Here is a 16484-nt window from a genome sequence, read left to right on the forward strand (position 1 = left end):
GCCGAAAATATTTTTCCCCAATCATCATCACAGTTTGCATGTAACATCAACGGCACCCAAAATACGTACTGGAGCAGGATCTTTCATCTGGTACTGCTATCTGTTGGTCTTTTTCATACGGTACTCACGTCATAACGCAGGAAATGGAGACTAGTTGGAAAGATAAAAATGAAACACTGGGAACCATAAACGTAGGCGGAATACAGTATTTCTATGGACAGTCTCGTTCCGAGAATAGATTCTTTATCCAAAAATTTATCAACGATCAAGATAACTCATCAGAAGCTTATATAGAGCGCTATGCCGCTGCCGGCAAAGTGCAAGTCGGTGCGGTTATAGTTTGGCGCTGGCAATTTAATAGTGTTATTGCTGTTGGTCATGCGGCCTTTGTACTTTTCGACCACTCTGACTCTATCAGAGATCCTCAAAACACTTATATTAGTTGGTGGCCAACTGGCGGCATTGCATCAGCTAACAGAGGGCTAGCAAGTCCTCCTGACAGAAACAGAACATATGCAAAAGATAAGGAGGCAGAAGGTGGGAAAAATCCTAAATCATTCATTATATACTCTAGTGACTTTAACGTATTGAGCCAAAAAATAAAAAAATGGTGGGCTGACTTCCAGAGCAATGAAACCCGATGGGCCTTGTCTCAGAATTGTGCTACCACTGTAAAAGATTTGCTTGTCTATTTGGGAGCCTACACCGTAATAAACGATAACAAAATAAGTTGGTATTACGCACCTGGGTTTTGGACGCCTGAAAATATAATAAGCATGGGTAATGATATAAATGAATCCAAAAGATCACTTCGATGAATAAGCTAACCTCATCACGGTCGGGCGGAGATGGTGAGATATGCGGATGATATGGTGTTTACCTTTGAGTTCATGAGTGAGGCAGAACGCTTCTATAAGGTATTTGCCTAAACGACTGAATAAATACGGATTGGGTTGGGCAGGCGCCTGCCAACGTTTAACTTTCTGGGGTTTACCTGCTATTGGAGAAAATAGCGAAAAGGTTTATGGCGACTGAAATTAACCAGTCGCAAAGACCGTTTCGCGGCCAAATTGAAGGGACTCAGGGACTTTCTCTGGAAGAACCTGAATACACCTGACAAAAGGCTTGTTCTGACTATCGTCATCAGAGTAATCAGAGGCTGGATAAATTATCACGGTATCTCTGATAACCTGAGACGAGTCGGGCAGTTTATCTACCAAAGTACGCGAATACTCTACAGATGGTTCAACCGTAAAGGTGGGCGTCGCCGACTGACGTGGAAAAAGCTGAATCTGATCCTGAAGGTGCTGGGTTATCCATTTCGTTGGAAAACGCATTCAATGTTCATTTCCTGCTGAATATGTGTGGGGACACGGATCTGTCGGGAGCCGGATGCGGTAGTTCCGCACGTCCGGTTCTGAGGAGTGGTCTGCTTGGGTGACCGGGCAGATCTACTCATCCCTCCCAAAATTGGTTCAGCTATTTTCCTCACAACTCCAACAATTGAGTGCAGCCGAGTTCTGACAAAATGTGCAGTGGTCTTCTGAAAATGACAAGTCATGTGTCAATTAAATCTAATTTTGTGGTTGCGTTCTTACTATTAGTAATTTTGGTTAGTAGGTATTCACAATGTGGACATGAAGATAATGAATTCCATATATACATTAGGCGAACTTTGGTTATTACACCAATATAGTTAGTAATGTCACTTTTTGCGGCATAAAGGTTAAAATCCTTTTGCTGCAATTAAGGACATTCAAATGTTGGTGACTATGTCGGAAAAAGAACTTCACCGTATTGTATAACGAGCAATCTGAAATATATCTTCATCGGCCAACTCGGAAAACTTATACATTTGAGTCCTTTGCTGCCCTAGCAAAGATATCATCCATACTGTTTTTGCTGACCGGGGAATTCAGACCCGCAAGTACCATTTCACGGACATTTTGAATACGCTGTTCACGAACTTCCATCAAGAGTAAAGCGTCACGGATAACTTCGGACGTATTGCCATAACGGCCAGATTGAATCATATCACTAACGAATCCATTAAAGTGTTCACCAAGGGTAACACTGGTTACTCGTGCCATAAATTCACCTCTTTCTGTATTACTGAGTAATAATAGCATCAGGATGATATTACGCTCATCACCTACCAAAAAATGAGAAATATTATGAAAACAAAAAAGTTAGATCTTGCAGATGAATATTTTGATAATTATTACCATGCAGGTAAAGCTGTAAGAGATACAATGCAAGCAATAGAAACTATAAAGCGCACTCAACTAACTAAATTAGCTTTACCCCATGTCCATGAAATATTTTCTCGTATACGCCAGACAGCAAAAAATGGTGAAGGAAAACTAGATTATATATTTCCACAAAATTGTCCATTAAACGCACAAAAACACGGGATACAATACATTCGCACTTGTGGTTATAAAGTTCATAAAACTGATAATGGTTGGACTATCATCTGGGGAAATACAATTATAATAGGATAATACCCTATCATATCCTAAAGAAACAGCCTAATATTAGAAGTGAGTCGCACAAGAATACTGCTGACTACTAATTATAGGGAATGTTTCGAACCAACTTCTTCTCACCACTGAAACTCCAAAAACGTCATTACATCACAATGTTTGTTGAAACACTTAGGATTTACTTGACCAGTACAAAGGATGCGAGTATATATTTTCATAAATTTTATTTATATATCTGTATTTTCAGCCTCATATTCATTTATCTAAATGAATAGCCTAGTTTTGCTTTATTAAAATAAACCAGAAAATATGAAGGGAGGAAGGATGAGCAGTGTTATCAGAGAAATAAGTGACGCTAATATTGCATATGCAGAAACTTTTGGTGATAAAAAAAACCTTGGTTTACCTGCTGTCAGACGAATTGCCATATTGACTTGTATGGATGCCAGGTTAGATCCGGCAAAATTTGCAGGTTTATCTGAAGGTGACGCTCATATTATTCGTAACGCCGGCGGAAGGGCCAGCGATGATGCTATTCGTTCACTTATCATTTCTTATAAACTTTTTGGAACAAAGGAGTGGTTTGTCATTCACCATACTCATTGTGGAATGGAGCTGTTTACAGACAATATCATGGGCGATTTACTGGAAAGTAGCCTAGAAAGTGCGGTAATGACCGATGAAGGATTTAAAGATGTCGGCAACGGTACTGGATCATCTGAGGGAAAATATATCAAATGGCTTACCATTGATAATCAAGTTAATAGTGTAGTTGAAGATATTCATCGTATTCGTACCCACCCCCTTGTCCCCGCAAATATCTCCATATATGGGTACATATATGATGTGAAGTCAGGAAAATTAATTGAGGTTCCTGAAGCAACAAGCATTGCAGAAGGCGCTTGATTTTTCGGCATCAATATGGACAAGGATGTCCATGCTTCAATGAGTTTCCGCGCCTTGGATCACGAAATAGCTTTATATTAAAGAATTTGGGGAATATCGCTCCCATATTAAGGTACCCATGCTCCCAAATTAAAATTAAATTCAATTAAAACAAAATATTACGGATTTAAAAAGTTTAAGTACCACGTTAGAACTATTGAGTGTGACATTTTTGTCAATTACCCTTCTCCTTCGAATAAAATAATAAGGAGAATTTATGAGATTTCCCCATCTGTTTAATCCATTAAAAATAGGCGCTATTACTACGCCCAATTTTACCGCTAATCCTGAAACATTATCCCACATAAATAAACCCTCCCCTACGCGCTCGTCACGACTTTTCAAAGCTTCACTGGTCGTTCTGTTATCCATCAGCATAAATCCATCATTTGCTGCTGAAACCATCAAAAATGATCTCCTCACAGACACCAGTCAAATTAAGGTTGCTGCGATCAATGCAGCCCCTGTACGCTTTGATGTGGAAGCTAGCTTAAAAAAAGCGGACCGACTTGTGAAAGAAGCCAAAGCTCAGGGTGCCGTACTTGTTGCATTCCCTGAACTTTGGCTCCCTGGGTTTATCAATGGAGACCCGCAATACGCAATGGGGATGCCTCCTAAACCTTTTTCAAAATACATTGATAACTCCATCGAAATAGGTAGCAAAGAATGGAAAGAGCTCCTGAAAATTGCGTCTGATAACCATGTCTATTTGTCTATGGGGATCTCGGAGAAAAACACCAAGACCAAAAATCTGTACATGACTCAGGTGCTCGTCGGCCCAGATGGCGCTGTGATTGACAAAAGAAGTAAAATCAATCCTTCACGCGGGGAACGAAACTTCTTCTCGGATGCACCTATGGCTGACAACTTGAAAGTCGTTAATACCCCATTAGGTAGAATTGGCCAGCTTTCTTGTGGTGAACATTTCAAAGTTTTCATGACCTACAATATGATGGCTCAGCATGAAAACATCCATATCGCTGCATGGCCCTACAATTTAACGGCTAACGACAAGCCTTGGCCGGAGCAATACTGGTTGCATATGGTTAACACCGCCTCTTACGCATCGAACGCGAACGCATGGACTGTTATGCCTTCTATCGGAAGAGCTGCCATTTTCGACAACAACGGCTTCATCGTTGCCCAAGCTGATAATACCAACAGCAATTTCGCCATTGCTAAAATCGATCGCTCCGGATTCAGAAGTACGACCTGGAAAAGCGACCCGATATCCTACAATACTCTCAGTCTCCTGAGAGAGCATTATCCAGGTCCTCACGAACCGAAAGAGGCGGTTGAAACACTAAGCACACCTGATTACACCAAAATCCAATAAGGCTGACAAAAGCCAAAAAAATACAACAAATCCGCTCACTGTTTTCAGCGATTCAGTGAGCTTTAATATCATTTTGGAAGAGTTCAAAACCAGACTTAAACATTAACCCCCTTCCCTGCGTTTTCACTTACCAGACTCAAATTCCATTAACATTAATCTTCATCCTCCGTTGGTAAAATAGCATTGGGTAAAGCGCTAAAGGTCCCCCAATAAAAGGCAATTAAAGAGATCACTGCCACTGCAACAATATCCCAAGGTGCAGGAATAATGCCTTTACCGCCAAATGTGCCTAAATAGGACATAATAATCATGGCGCTGTAGAAACCGATCAACCATAAAGCAGAAGTTATCTGTTGGCGCAAGCTCACTCTGCCTATAGGGACTTTATTTTTGAACAACAAATAGATGAAAAATAAGATAATCTGTAATCCAAGCAGCCAGGAAACGGTTTTCCAACCAGACCAGTAAACAATGAAGGCGGAAATAATAAAAGAGAGCGGGCCAATGATCGCAAACCCTTTAACATAAAAAGGGCGTTTTATCTCTTTGGCATTACGACGTAAGGCAGAAGCGGTTACTGGCGCTAATGCGTAGCTCAGAATTAACGCCGCAGAAACAACACTGATAAGTTTTTCCCATGAAGGAAAAGGTAATGTCCAAAAAATAGCAAGAATAAACGTCAACCAAAGCGCAGGTCGTGGTATTCCTGATTTCTCATCAATATGGGTAAACACATTAAATAACGTTCCACTTTTTGCCCAACCATAGACGACACGGGGAGTGGCATTCATATAAATATTCCCAGTACCACTTGGAGAGATCACCGCATCACACACCACCAAAAAAGCGAGCCATCCCACACCAAGGATTAAGGCTATATCACGAAATGGCAGTGAAAAATATTGCCCAATATTATTCCAACCACCAAAGAGTCGATCAGAGGGTATCCCGCCAAGAAAAGCTAACTGCAATAAAACATAAATGACCGTAGACAGTGAAATAGACAGAATGAGGGCAATAGGAATTGTTTTTTGGGGTTTTTCTACTTCACCCGCGACAGAAATAATGGGCGTCAGGCCAAGGTAAGCAAAGATAATGCCGCCCGTTGAAACCGCAGCTTCAACACCCGATATCCCAAAAGGAGAAAATCCATGAACTTGCAGATTACTCGGATTGAAATAATTAAACAGAATAATAATGACGAGCAGCGGAACGATAAACTTGAAAATACTAATAACATTGTTGGATTTCGCAAAGGTTTTCACGCTGTTGTAATTAAGATAAAAGAAAAACGCTAATAAAATGAATTGAACCAGCCAACCTGCCAGAGTTGGATTACCAGAACCCGGCAGGCTGAGAAAAGGGAACCACGCCGCCGCATATTGTCGAGCAGCGACGACTTCGATGGCTATCAAACTGGAAAACGCAATTAAGGTGATAGAACCCATTAAATACCCCATGAGTTCACCATGAGAAAACACCGGGTAACGGATAATGCCGCCTGATTTCGGCAATGCCGCACCCAGTTCGCAATAAACAATGCCGAGTAAGAGCACAGCGATACCGCCAATCACCCAAGAAAAAATCCCTGCTGGTCCTGCAATCACAGACACATGACTGGCCGCAAATAACCAGCCAGAGCCAAAAATAGCCCCTAATCCGATAAAGGTTAAATCCATGAGTGTTAATTGCTTCTTAAATTTACCCTGCCCTGAATCGGATTTTGGCAGTGAAGAGGCTTCGTATAGCGCCATAATTATTCGCCCTTTTCTGTTTTATGATTTGATATACGCCAAAGTCGGGTAACTGTGTGTTTTACAATACTTCTTTGCTCATCACCCCATTGATTAATCGAGAAATATTTAATGGATTATGGTCTTGCAGTGCGGGCGGAAGTAAGGATTTTGGATAGTTTTGGAAACAGACCGGACGCAGAAAACGCCAGATGGCCAGTGTGCCAACTGAAGTCCCTCTTGCATCCGAAGTCGCAGGATAAGGCCCGCCATGAACTACGGCATCACAGACTTCAACACCTGTCGGGTAGCCGTTGACAATCACCCTGCCCGCTATGTTCTGTAATCGTTGGCTAAGCTCGTGTGCATTCGCTAACTCATCGTGTTCACCAATCAAGGAGGCGGTAAGCTGCCCCTGCAAACAGTCAATTGCGCGTAAAAGCTGATCTTGGCTTTCGACTTCAATCACAATCGCAACAGGGCCAAAAACCTCCTCTTGTAACAAAGCATTTTTACTCAACAACAAAGCAATATCTGCGCGATACAGCATCGCACTTGCCTGATTTTCATGATGTTCGCCAATGGCTAACCGTGTCATTAAAGGTTCATCATCCAGTTGATGAATACCTTTTTGATAATTGAGTAATGTGCCTTGGTTTAGCATTGATTGTGCCGGACGAAGCGTGATTTCCTGCGTTAATTGGGTAATAAATTGATCAAATTCTGGTGAACCAATCCCTAAGATTATCCCTGGTTTGGTACAAAACTGACCGCTACCTAATGTGAATGAATTTGCCAATTCTTGGGCGATCTGTTTTCCCCGCTGCGCTAAAGCATTTGGCAGCACAATGACCGGGTTGATACTCGACATTTCAGCAAAAACCGGAATAGGTTGCGAGCGCTGCATAGCCATATCGAACAGTGCACGTCCACCAGCGAGTGAACCAGTAAAACCAACGGCTTGAATAACTGGGTGTTTGACGAGATCTGCCCCCACGCTATTGCCATAAATCATATTGAATACACCTGCGGGCATTTGTGCGGCGATAACAGCGCGTTCAATGGCTTCTGCGATGACCTCAGCGGTAGCCATATGGCCGCTATGTGCTTTGAAAACAACGGAGCAACCCGCTGCTAATGCTGATGCCGTGTCACCACCAGCGGTTGAAAAAGCCAAAGGAAAATTACTGGCGCCAAAAACCGCAATAGGACCTAGAGGAATATGACATTGGCGAATATCAACTCTGGGAAGTGGTTTTCTCTCAGGTTGCGCAGTATCAATGCGGGCAGCATGAATATCACCACGGCGTAACAACGTAGCAAACAACCTCATTTGTCCGCTCGTTCTCGACCGTTCCCCTTGAAGTCGGACTGGAGGCAGAGCTGTTTCTGCTGATACAAGGGCAATAAAATCATCACCGAGGGCATCAATTTCATCGGCAATTTTATCTAAAAAAACGGCACGTTCTTCTAACGATGTTTGGCTATAACGTGTAAATGCATCGGCTGCTGCTTGGGCAGCGAGATTGACCTCATGTCGTGTAGCCTGATAAAACGCATAACCTATTGGTGAGTTATCCACCGCCCGCCGGCTGTGCAAACAACGCTCTCCCTCTGCTTGCCTGTGACCACCAATAAACTGCATACCTGAATGTGTTGCCAACATAACGATTCCTCCAAGGGTATCAAAAACGGTTACAACCCAATTCAGAGGCCGACATCAGGCAGTGAAGGACGATTAGCAAGCGCTTTTTCTACGATAGCGCGCACTTCAACCAATGTTTCCCCTTCGAGCGGTAAACGCGGCGGACGGGTAATGGCACTGCCGCGACCAACCATTTCTTCACATAGTTTGATGCATTGCACCAAATCAGGACGGAAATCCAAATGCAACAGAGGCATAAACCAGCGATATAATTCCCGAGCTTCTTCATAACGTTTCTGTTTAGCCAGACGGAATAAAGTCTCTCCTTCCCGTGGAAAGGCATTCGACATGCCTGAAATCCAACCTTCTGCGCCCACTGCGACTGACTCTAAAACGACGTCATCCAAACCGGCAAAAAGAATGAAGCGATCTCCTGCTTCGTTGGGAATATCACTAAAAGGACGGGTATTGCCTGATGAATCTTTAAATGCAACGATATTTTCGCAATCGGCCAAAGAGATCAGCATTTTCGGCGTAATATCGTTTTTATACAGCAAGGGGTTGTTATATAGCATGACGGGTAAATCGGTAGAGGCAGCAATGGTACGGAAATACGCCCTGCTTTCTTTCGGTGTCGGCGTATAAACCAGCGGCGGCATGATCATCACCCCATTAGCACCTGCCTGGCGGCATTCAGAGACCATTTTGCACGCATTATCGGTTGTTAATTCTGCAATACCCGAAAGAACGGGGACTTTTCCACCAGCAACATCTACCGCGAGTTCAACGACAGCACGCTTCTCCTTCATAGACAGAGATGTATTTTCCCCCACAGAACCATTGACGACTAAACCGGAAACGCCATCTTTAATCAGGTTCGTCATGACCTTCTTTGTGGCGTCCAAATTAATGGAAAAATCGGGGTTAAATTGTGTCGTCACTGCTGGAAAAACACCATGCCAACTAACCTTTCTCTTGTTCATAGCCCTATCCTTTGATCGTCATTGATTTACTTGATATTTAAAATGCAAATTGTTTTTATTTTGTTAATAAAATGTGGCTTATTGGGTTCTTATGGAATGATGGCTATTTCACCACAGAGAAGCTTGTCACTTTTCACAGTGAACAATGACGAAATTAGCATAATAGGAACGGCAAACTTAAAGCTGAGAGACTTTGATAGAACTCGATAATTCCTCATGAACGGAAGTATCAGGAGAACGGCAAATTACTCCAACCCTATTGACTGACGAAAATCACTGGGAGTGAGTCCAGTTAACGCCTTAAATTGCCGGGTAAATGCACTGTGATCCGTATAACCACATTGCAAAGCGACATCTATAATAGGTAATTCTGTCGCCAATAATTCCGAAGCTTTTTCAATTCTGATTTTGTGGATCATCTGCCGGGGCGTCAGGTGAAAGATGCGTTTACAGTAACGTTCCAATTGAGCAACCGAGAGATGTGTTAAATGAGTGAGCTCTTCGAGACGAATTGTTCGATCAAAATTTTCACGAATATAATCATCAACGATAGCCAATTTTTGGTACACAGGATGATTTTCCTTAACTTCCATTAGATCATGAGAAATTCCTGCCATACCAATAATTTGATTATGTTGATTATACAATGGCAATTTATATGTCATGCACCAGCCTGCTTTGCGTCCATGATAAAAATGGAGTTCCAGTTGGTTTTGAATAATTACCCCCTGATGTAACACACGCAAATCCTGTTCGGTGTAACAACGACCCATCTGAGCAGGAAAGATCTCGGAAGAAGTTTTACCGAGTAGCGAAGAGATCGACTTAAATCCGCAACGTGTAGCTAGCGTAAGATTCGCAATTAGATAACGTGCTTTGATATCCTTGATAAAAAAAACCACGCTGGGAATCGCATTTAACAATGGTGTAATTAAGGCAACCGCATTGAGAATATCTTGCAGGTTATTGGGTTTGTGATTAACTAGTCCACTACAAAGCGCCGATAAAAATTCAACATTACAAGCATCATGACCATTTGTGGCAATGCCATTTTTTTCATTGTTCCGGGATATATTCATCATCGATATCTCCAGTCTATTACCATTAAAATAGGATTTTTGGCTCATGTTTAGTTATTTACCTTGATTAAAAAGATAAATATCAGATTCGATGTATTAGCAATATTCAAAAGAACTATTTTGTTTTCATGTGATAATTGTCACAGAAAGTCATTCCGACTACTCTTATTTACCTATTTGATTTTATAGGTTAATTTACAAATTTTTCTGGTAAAAACAGAAATAACGCCCATAAGATTTATTTATAATTTCTCATTTTATTGGAGTGCCGCACTGATATTTCAGTGACTCTTTCATTGTGCTGATTTCAGCATATTGCAGTATGAAATTCATCAAGCGACAAGCGAAATATTACGCCACCATTTATTAAAAATAGATTAATTGGGTGGCTTTATGGCAGATAAGTATGATTATCAGATTATTCGCGTCATTGATTCGCACACAGGTGGAGAACCTACTCGCACGGTAATCGAGGGATTTCCATCTCTTGGCAAAGGAACCGTTGCCAAACAACGTCAACGCTTTGAAGCCGAATTTGATCACTGGCGCAAGGCTCTCATTCTTGAACCAAAAGGGAATGATGTGTTGGTTGGCGCGCTTTTATGCCCGCCTACTGCGCCTGATGCCGATATAGGAGTAATCTTCTTTAATAACGCTGGGTACTTAGGCATGTGCGGCCACGGCACTATCGGCCTTATTGCTTCGCTCTATCATCTGGGCTGGTTGCCCCCCAGAAAGTATAAAATTGAGACGCCTGTTGGGATTGTCGAGGCGGTACTCCATAATGATGGAACAGTGTCTGTTTATAATGTCCCCTCTTACCGTTATCAGCAAAATGTCACCGTGAACGTGCCTGATGTGGGTGATGTTAATGGAGATATTGCCTGGGGAGGAAATTGGTTTTTCCTCATCAGTCAGCACGAATTGCCTCTATCCCACCACCATATCAATGAACTCACGCAATACTGTTGGGCCATCAGGCAAGCATTAGAACAAGCAGGAATCACCGGCGAAAATGGTGAATGTATCGACCATATTGAATTGTTCGCTCCTGATAACAATTTCGCCTCTGATAACAATGCTGATAGCCGCAATTTTGTGCTATGTCCGGGGAAAACCTATGACCGTTCACCGTGTGGCACTGGAACAAGTGCTAAGTTAGCCTGTCTGGCGGCGGATGGAAAATTGCAGCCGGGTGAGATTTGGCGCCAATCGAGCATTATTGGTAGTATTTTTGAAGCCCAATATCAGTGGGTTGGTCAGAAAATTGCCCCAGTGATCCGGGGAACCGCCCATGTTTACGGTGATAATAAACTAATCATTGCCAAGAACGATCCTTTTGTCTGGGGAATCAATGTATGACTTCCCTCCAAATACCGGATGTCATTATCGTTGGCGCTGGCATCGTTGGCGCCGCATGTGCTTATCAGTTGGTACAGGATGGTTTGAGAGTTGTTGTGATTGATGATGGTGGTAAAGGGGCAACACAAGCAGGAATGGGACATCTAGTGTGTATGGACGATAATCCTGCTGAATTGGCACTAAGTAGTTACTCATTGGATATATGGCGAACCTTCACCTCACATATGCCAGAAAATTGTGCATGGCGCAGATGCGGCACACTTTGGCTGGCGGATGCCGAGGATGAAATGGAACTGGCTGAGGAAAAAAGCGCACGTCTTGCCACCTACGAAATCGAGAATACTCTAATGACAGCGGCACAAATTCATCAGATGGAACCTATGGTGAAAAATGGGATTGCTGGTGGTTTGTCTGTTCCCGGGGATGGGATTGTCTATGCGCCAAATGTCGTACACTGGTTTCTTGCTAACTGTAATGAAAAGATTCAGTTTATTAAAGGGCACGTACATGCCTTAGAGCCTCGGACCGTCGTGCTACGTGATGGAAAGAAATATGGTGCGCCGAGGATATTACTGGCAAATGGGTTGTGGAGCACACATCTGTTACCTGAGTTACCGATTGTCCCTAAAAAAGGGCAATTGGCGATTACCGATCGTTATCCTACCTGCATCACACATCAATTGGTGGAATTAGGATATAGCGCCAGTACACATACCTCAGATGACACATCAATCGCTTTTAACGTTCAGGCCCGCCCTACAGGTCAGCTTCTAATCGGATCTTCACGCCAGTTCCATAACGAAAAACACACGATTGATCTCTCCCTACTCCGTTCTATGCTCCAGCGCGCACTTCATTTTTTACCTCAGCTTGGTCAGATGAATATTTTACGCTGTTGGTCTGGCTTTCGTGCTGCAACGCCGGATGGCTTGCCGCTATTGGGGCAACATCCTGATTATGAATGGCTATGGCTGGCTGTCGGCCATGAAGGATTAGGTGTGACGACCGCACCGGGCAGCGCCAAAATCATCTCTGCATTGATGCTGAACAGAAAAACGGAGATTGATCCACTGCCTTACCAACCTGCACGTTTCACTGCTATGGCTCGTCAGAGGTTGCCATGACACGCAAAAAACCCCCCTTTATCGCTTTGTTTATTGATGGCGAACTGATCACAGTTCCTACGGGGATTACTGTTGCGGCAGCGCTAGCTTACACCAGTGATGAGCATTGCCGTATATCTGTATCACACCAATTGAGAGTACCTTTTTGTGGGATGGGTATCTGCCAAGAGTGCCGTTTGATGATTAATGGTCGCCGTCGTATAGCGTGCCAGACAGTGTGTGAAATGGGTATGAAAGTCGAGAGGATCTGAACATGGCAACACCATTACCTTTTACTACATCATCTCCTTCTACGGTATTGCGCTGTGATGTGCTAGTTGTTGGCGCTGGACCGGCAGGATTGGCTACCGCACAGGCTGCGATACAAGGGCAACAATCCGTTATCCTGATTGATGACAATCCCAGAGCAGGCGGACAAATTTGGCGCCAAGGACCACTTCATACATTGCCATCGATGGCGAAACGTTATTTATCGGTATTATCCGAAGATGCATTGATCTATTTACCGGGATGTAAAGTGATTGCAGTAGACAGCCAATGTGTAATTACTGAAACAGTAGGTAAGCACCGAATGATTCACTACCAACGCATTGTCCTTTGTACCGGGGCCAAAGAAAAATTACTGCCCTTTCCTGGCTGGACATTACCGGGTGTCACCGGCGCAGGCGGATTACAGGCGCTGATAAAAAGTGGTCTCCCCATGACTGGCGAGCGTGTTGTTATTGCGGGTAGCGGCCCCCTTTTACTCGCGGTTGCCGAGACGGTAAAAAAAGCCGGAGGGAATGTAGTTGGCATTATTGAACAAGCGCCTTTGCACCGCTTACTTTCATTTGGCTTGCGACTATTCCATTGGCCAGACAAGTTGCATCAAGCCATCGCTCTCACGCCACTTAAAAATTATTACAAAAACAGTATGGTATTAGGAGTAGAAACCTCGGCAGAAGGTAGATTGACAGGCGTGTACATCAGCAATAAAGGGCGGAAACAGAAACTATCCTGTACGCGCTTAGCTTGCGGTTTTGGTTTAAGACCTAATACGGAACTGGCGCAACTACTTGGTTGCTTGCTGGACGAACAAGGGAATGTTCAGGTAGATACGTGGCAACAGACAACTATACCCGGTGTATATGCAGCGGGAGAATGCACAGGTATTGGCGGCAGCGAGCTTGCGCTTTGTGAAGGATTTATTGCCGGGTTTACGGCGAGTGGTAAATACGCACTAGCTGAAAAGTGGCAACATAAACGGACAAAATGGCAACATTTTGCAACCGCAGTAGCGAAAGCGTTTAAATTAAATAAAGAGATCACACAGTCACTTCCCCTTGATACCTTGATCTGCCGTTGTGAAGACGTGAGTTTAAACGAACTTGAACCATTTCAGGATTGGAACAGCGCAAAAATGGCGACACGGTGTGGCATGGGTGCTTGCCAGGGAAAAATCTGTTCTGCCATTCTCCACGATATCAAACATTGGTCGATACCATCCCCTCGTATTCCCCTATCACCTACCAGTCTTGAAACGCTGGCCGCAGGAGACACAGAAAAAATTAACTTTTCTGACTGATAGATAACTATCTCCCTTCGTTTATCAAACATAATTCCCAATAAAAATCACAGCTTGTTTGATCGCCTTTGCTATGATTCACTCCAAAAATCATTAAAACCAGTAATGAATGACTTTAAAGATTAAGGTGTGAACATTTATGTATAAGACAAATGGAACCATTTTGGATGTACCGGGTGTTAAGGTTGGGCATGCTGAAGATGAGTTGCAACAAACCGGTTGTAGCGTAATTATTTTCAACAACGGGGCTGTTTGTGGCGTTGATGTCAGAGGCTCTGCCCCAGGGACAAGGGAAACCGAACTTTTAGATCCCATTAATACTGTTCAGAAAGTGAACGCAGTGGTTCTGAGTGGAGGTAGTGCTTTTGGGTTAGATTCCGCCTCTGGCGTAATGCGCTATCTTGAAGAAAGAAAACAAGGTTTTGATGTCGGTGTTACTGTCGTGCCTATCGTCCCTGCTGCAATAATTTTTGATCTAAATTTTGGCGATCCTACTGTGCGTCCTGACGCCAGAATGGGCTATATTGCCGCACAAAACGCTTCCGAAACCCCTTTTCCATCGGGAAATATTGGCGCAGGCGCCGGGGCTACTATCGGTAAGATGGCTGGTTTTAACAAAGCCATGAAAGGTGGCCTTGGAACAGCATCAGTTAAATTGCCTGGGGGGCTGACAATTGGCGCAATGGTTGTTGTAAATGCGGTTGGTGAAATCAGAGATCCTAAAAATGGCAAAACCATTGCAGGCGCATGTGATGAAAATGGTCATCTTATCGATCTCACTCCGTACATTATAAAAAATAACAAAGATAATAATTTCATTCAGGGAGCAAATACCACCATTGGCATAATTTGTTGTAACGCAAATATGAATAAAAGCCAGATGAAAAAAGTTGCCCAGATGGCTCATGATGGTCTGGCGAGGACGATATACCCCGTTCATACCATGAGTGACGGGGATATTATTTTTGCAGCGGCAACAGGTGGTGTAGATTCATCGGTGAATACTGTTGGTATTCTCGCGGCTGAAGTCATGGCTGCTGCGGTTTTAGATGCTGTAAAATCAGCCAAATCAAAATTTGGTATTAGAGGTTATGCCGATTTAACGGATTAAAAAACACGAGGTAACACGAGGTTATAGTTACATTGGAAGGTTCAGTGACGTGCCAAATGCCAATGGAAGCGAGTTATGCCTCAATCAGTAAATTAAAGTTATTATCACCAAATTGGACTAATTCATAAACTGCTGCTATAAAAATTAGTGCTGTTTGATATAACTTTTTTTTATTATAAATGATTGGGGTATAAGATATGAAATGCCGACATTAAGGCGAGATCTAGAATCACTAGGCCACAAAAAAAAGGTCAATCCATTCTTGTGGGAACAAGATAAGGATATTGTTCATGAAAATCTTTCCAATCAGTTCCCTAACAACCGCCGACGCAAGAATTATCTTAATGATCTAACCGAGTATTGCTGGCTAGTTTATCGTAAAGCCCTTTCAGCAAGCGGGCCGATGCTAATTGGTCGAGGTGGCGACCTCTGGCAGGAAAAGTTATTTAAACCTCTCGGACTTGGCCTAGAGAAAAGTGAGAATTCATGGAACCCAAACGCCCAGGGGAATATGTTAATGATAGATAAATGGACCGATGTGATAAATGATTGTTGGGTACTTGGCGGTATTCATAGACATGCAGATTTTCATCTCATGTCGGCCGAAGCCCCGTCCAATTTATGGAATCATGAACAAGGCTATCACATCGTTACAGCGAGAGAGATATTAGGTCTTCTCAACTTTGGGTATGAACGTGAAAAACGAGGGAAGCAAGTGATTTATAGATGTAAAAATCCTTCTTCTGCCGATAGAGCAAGTCTTCACCCCTATAGGATATTAATGAAAAAAGCAATGGGAAAAGGGCCTTCTTCAATTACAAAGCTTATTTCTGAACAAGTGGCCGGTTTTAACGAGGAAATTAGAACGTTCGATTATTCCAGCTTAAAACAGGCTTAAGACACGTTGTATCAATCCTCCCTAAGTGCGCACCAACCAATTGATTAATCTTGACAAATTATTATATGGAGGGCGTCTTGAAAATAACATTGAAGCACGATGAAATTCATAATCTATAGCGTCTTATCACCCTTTTCACCAATGCGTCAAAAGGGTGATGACAGTCTGATGGATTATTCTGAATCACTCTTAACCTAAATAAGGTAATTTTTCTAATC

General features: G+C 42.9%; 15 protein-coding genes and 1 pseudogene. 11 read left to right on the forward strand and 5 right to left on the reverse strand.

Annotated features, from left to right (window positions below):
• Window positions 1-143: 143 nt before the first annotated feature.
• Together OO184_RS09505 and OO184_RS09510 are read left to right on the forward strand one after the other, a co-directional pair.
• On the forward strand, window positions 144-818 hold the full coding sequence (locus OO184_RS09505) for a hypothetical protein (RefSeq protein ID WP_265378968.1): 675 nt from the start codon (window positions 144-146) through the stop codon (window positions 816-818).
• An 18-nt stretch (window positions 819-836) separates the two neighbouring features.
• Window positions 837-1358, forward strand: a pseudogene (locus OO184_RS09510) (RNA-dependent RNA polymerase family protein); the annotation flags it as partial.
• Between the two features lie 489 nt (window positions 1359-1847).
• Here OO184_RS09510 and OO184_RS09515 read toward each other — a convergent pair.
• Window positions 1848-2090 (reverse strand): type II toxin-antitoxin system ParD family antitoxin, encoded by a 243-nt coding sequence (locus OO184_RS09515; RefSeq protein ID WP_265378969.1) that lies wholly within the window; start codon window positions 2088-2090, stop codon window positions 1848-1850.
• Between the two features lie 84 nt (window positions 2091-2174).
• Here OO184_RS09515 and OO184_RS25450 point away from each other — a divergent pair, with 84 nt between their 5' ends.
• The 3 genes from OO184_RS25450 to OO184_RS09530 all read left to right on the forward strand — a co-directional run bounded on the left by OO184_RS25450 (window position 2175) and on the right by OO184_RS09530 (window position 4767).
• Complete coding sequence (locus OO184_RS25450; protein WP_265378970.1) at window positions 2175-2504, forward strand: hypothetical protein; 330 nt, start codon at window positions 2175-2177, stop codon at window positions 2502-2504.
• 306 nt (window positions 2505-2810) lie between these two features.
• Window positions 2811-3392: a beta-class carbonic anhydrase gene (locus OO184_RS09525; RefSeq protein ID WP_265378971.1), complete on the forward strand. Its 582-nt coding sequence runs from the start codon at window positions 2811-2813 to the stop codon at window positions 3390-3392.
• A 256-nt stretch (window positions 3393-3648) separates the two neighbouring features.
• The gene (locus OO184_RS09530) at window positions 3649-4767 is read left to right on the forward strand and encodes a nitrilase-related carbon-nitrogen hydrolase (RefSeq protein ID WP_265378972.1); all 1119 of its coding nucleotides are present in this window, start codon (window positions 3649-3651) and stop codon (window positions 4765-4767) included.
• Window positions 4768-4919: 152 nt separating this feature from the next.
• Here the strand turns inward: OO184_RS09530 and OO184_RS09535 are convergent, their stop codons facing one another.
• From OO184_RS09535 to OO184_RS09550, 4 genes are all read right to left on the reverse strand, one after another.
• Window positions 4920-6521, reverse strand: a complete 1602-nt coding sequence (locus OO184_RS09535; protein ID WP_265378973.1) for an APC family permease — start codon at window positions 6519-6521, stop codon at window positions 4920-4922.
• A gap of 61 nt (window positions 6522-6582) precedes the next feature.
• Complete coding sequence (locus OO184_RS09540; RefSeq protein WP_265378974.1) at window positions 6583-8166, reverse strand: aldehyde dehydrogenase (NADP(+)); 1584 nt, start codon at window positions 8164-8166, stop codon at window positions 6583-6585.
• Window positions 8167-8207: 41 nt separating this feature from the next.
• On the reverse strand, window positions 8208-9128 hold the full coding sequence (locus OO184_RS09545; RefSeq protein WP_265378975.1) for a dihydrodipicolinate synthase family protein: 921 nt from the start codon (window positions 9126-9128) through the stop codon (window positions 8208-8210).
• A 245-nt stretch (window positions 9129-9373) separates the two neighbouring features.
• On the reverse strand, window positions 9374-10210 hold the full coding sequence (locus OO184_RS09550; protein WP_265378976.1) for an AraC family transcriptional regulator: 837 nt from the start codon (window positions 10208-10210) through the stop codon (window positions 9374-9376).
• 390 nt (window positions 10211-10600) lie between these two features.
• On the opposite strand from OO184_RS09550, the gene OO184_RS09555 reads away from it, so the two are divergent.
• From OO184_RS09555 to OO184_RS09580, 6 genes are all read left to right on the forward strand, one after another.
• Window positions 10601-11569 (forward strand): 4-hydroxyproline epimerase, encoded by a 969-nt coding sequence (locus tag OO184_RS09555; RefSeq protein ID WP_265378977.1) that lies wholly within the window; start codon window positions 10601-10603, stop codon window positions 11567-11569.
• Window positions 11566-12693 (forward strand): NAD(P)/FAD-dependent oxidoreductase, encoded by a 1128-nt coding sequence (locus tag OO184_RS09560; protein WP_265378978.1) that lies wholly within the window; start codon window positions 11566-11568, stop codon window positions 12691-12693. Before OO184_RS09555 ends, OO184_RS09560 begins: the two co-directional genes overlap by 4 nt.
• Window positions 12690-12944 (forward strand): 2Fe-2S iron-sulfur cluster-binding protein, encoded by a 255-nt coding sequence (locus OO184_RS09565; protein WP_265378979.1) that lies wholly within the window; start codon window positions 12690-12692, stop codon window positions 12942-12944. Before OO184_RS09560 ends, OO184_RS09565 begins: the two co-directional genes overlap by 4 nt.
• Window positions 12945-12946: 2 nt before the next feature.
• Window positions 12947-14257, forward strand: a complete 1311-nt coding sequence (locus OO184_RS09570) for an FAD-dependent oxidoreductase (RefSeq protein ID WP_265378980.1) — start codon at window positions 12947-12949, stop codon at window positions 14255-14257.
• A gap of 139 nt (window positions 14258-14396) precedes the next feature.
• Window positions 14397-15368, forward strand: coding sequence for a P1 family peptidase (locus OO184_RS09575; RefSeq protein WP_265378981.1), 972 nt, complete (start codon window positions 14397-14399; stop codon window positions 15366-15368).
• A gap of 262 nt (window positions 15369-15630) precedes the next feature.
• A complete protein-coding gene (locus tag OO184_RS09580) occupies window positions 15631-16266 on the forward strand; it encodes a hypothetical protein (protein ID WP_265378982.1) in 636 nt (211 codons plus the stop codon).
• The last annotated feature ends 218 nt before the right edge of the window (window positions 16267-16484 follow it).

The organism is Photorhabdus aballayi (genome assembly GCF_026153155.1).
Classification (GTDB): Bacteria; Pseudomonadota; Gammaproteobacteria; order Enterobacterales; family Enterobacteriaceae; genus Photorhabdus; species Photorhabdus luminescens.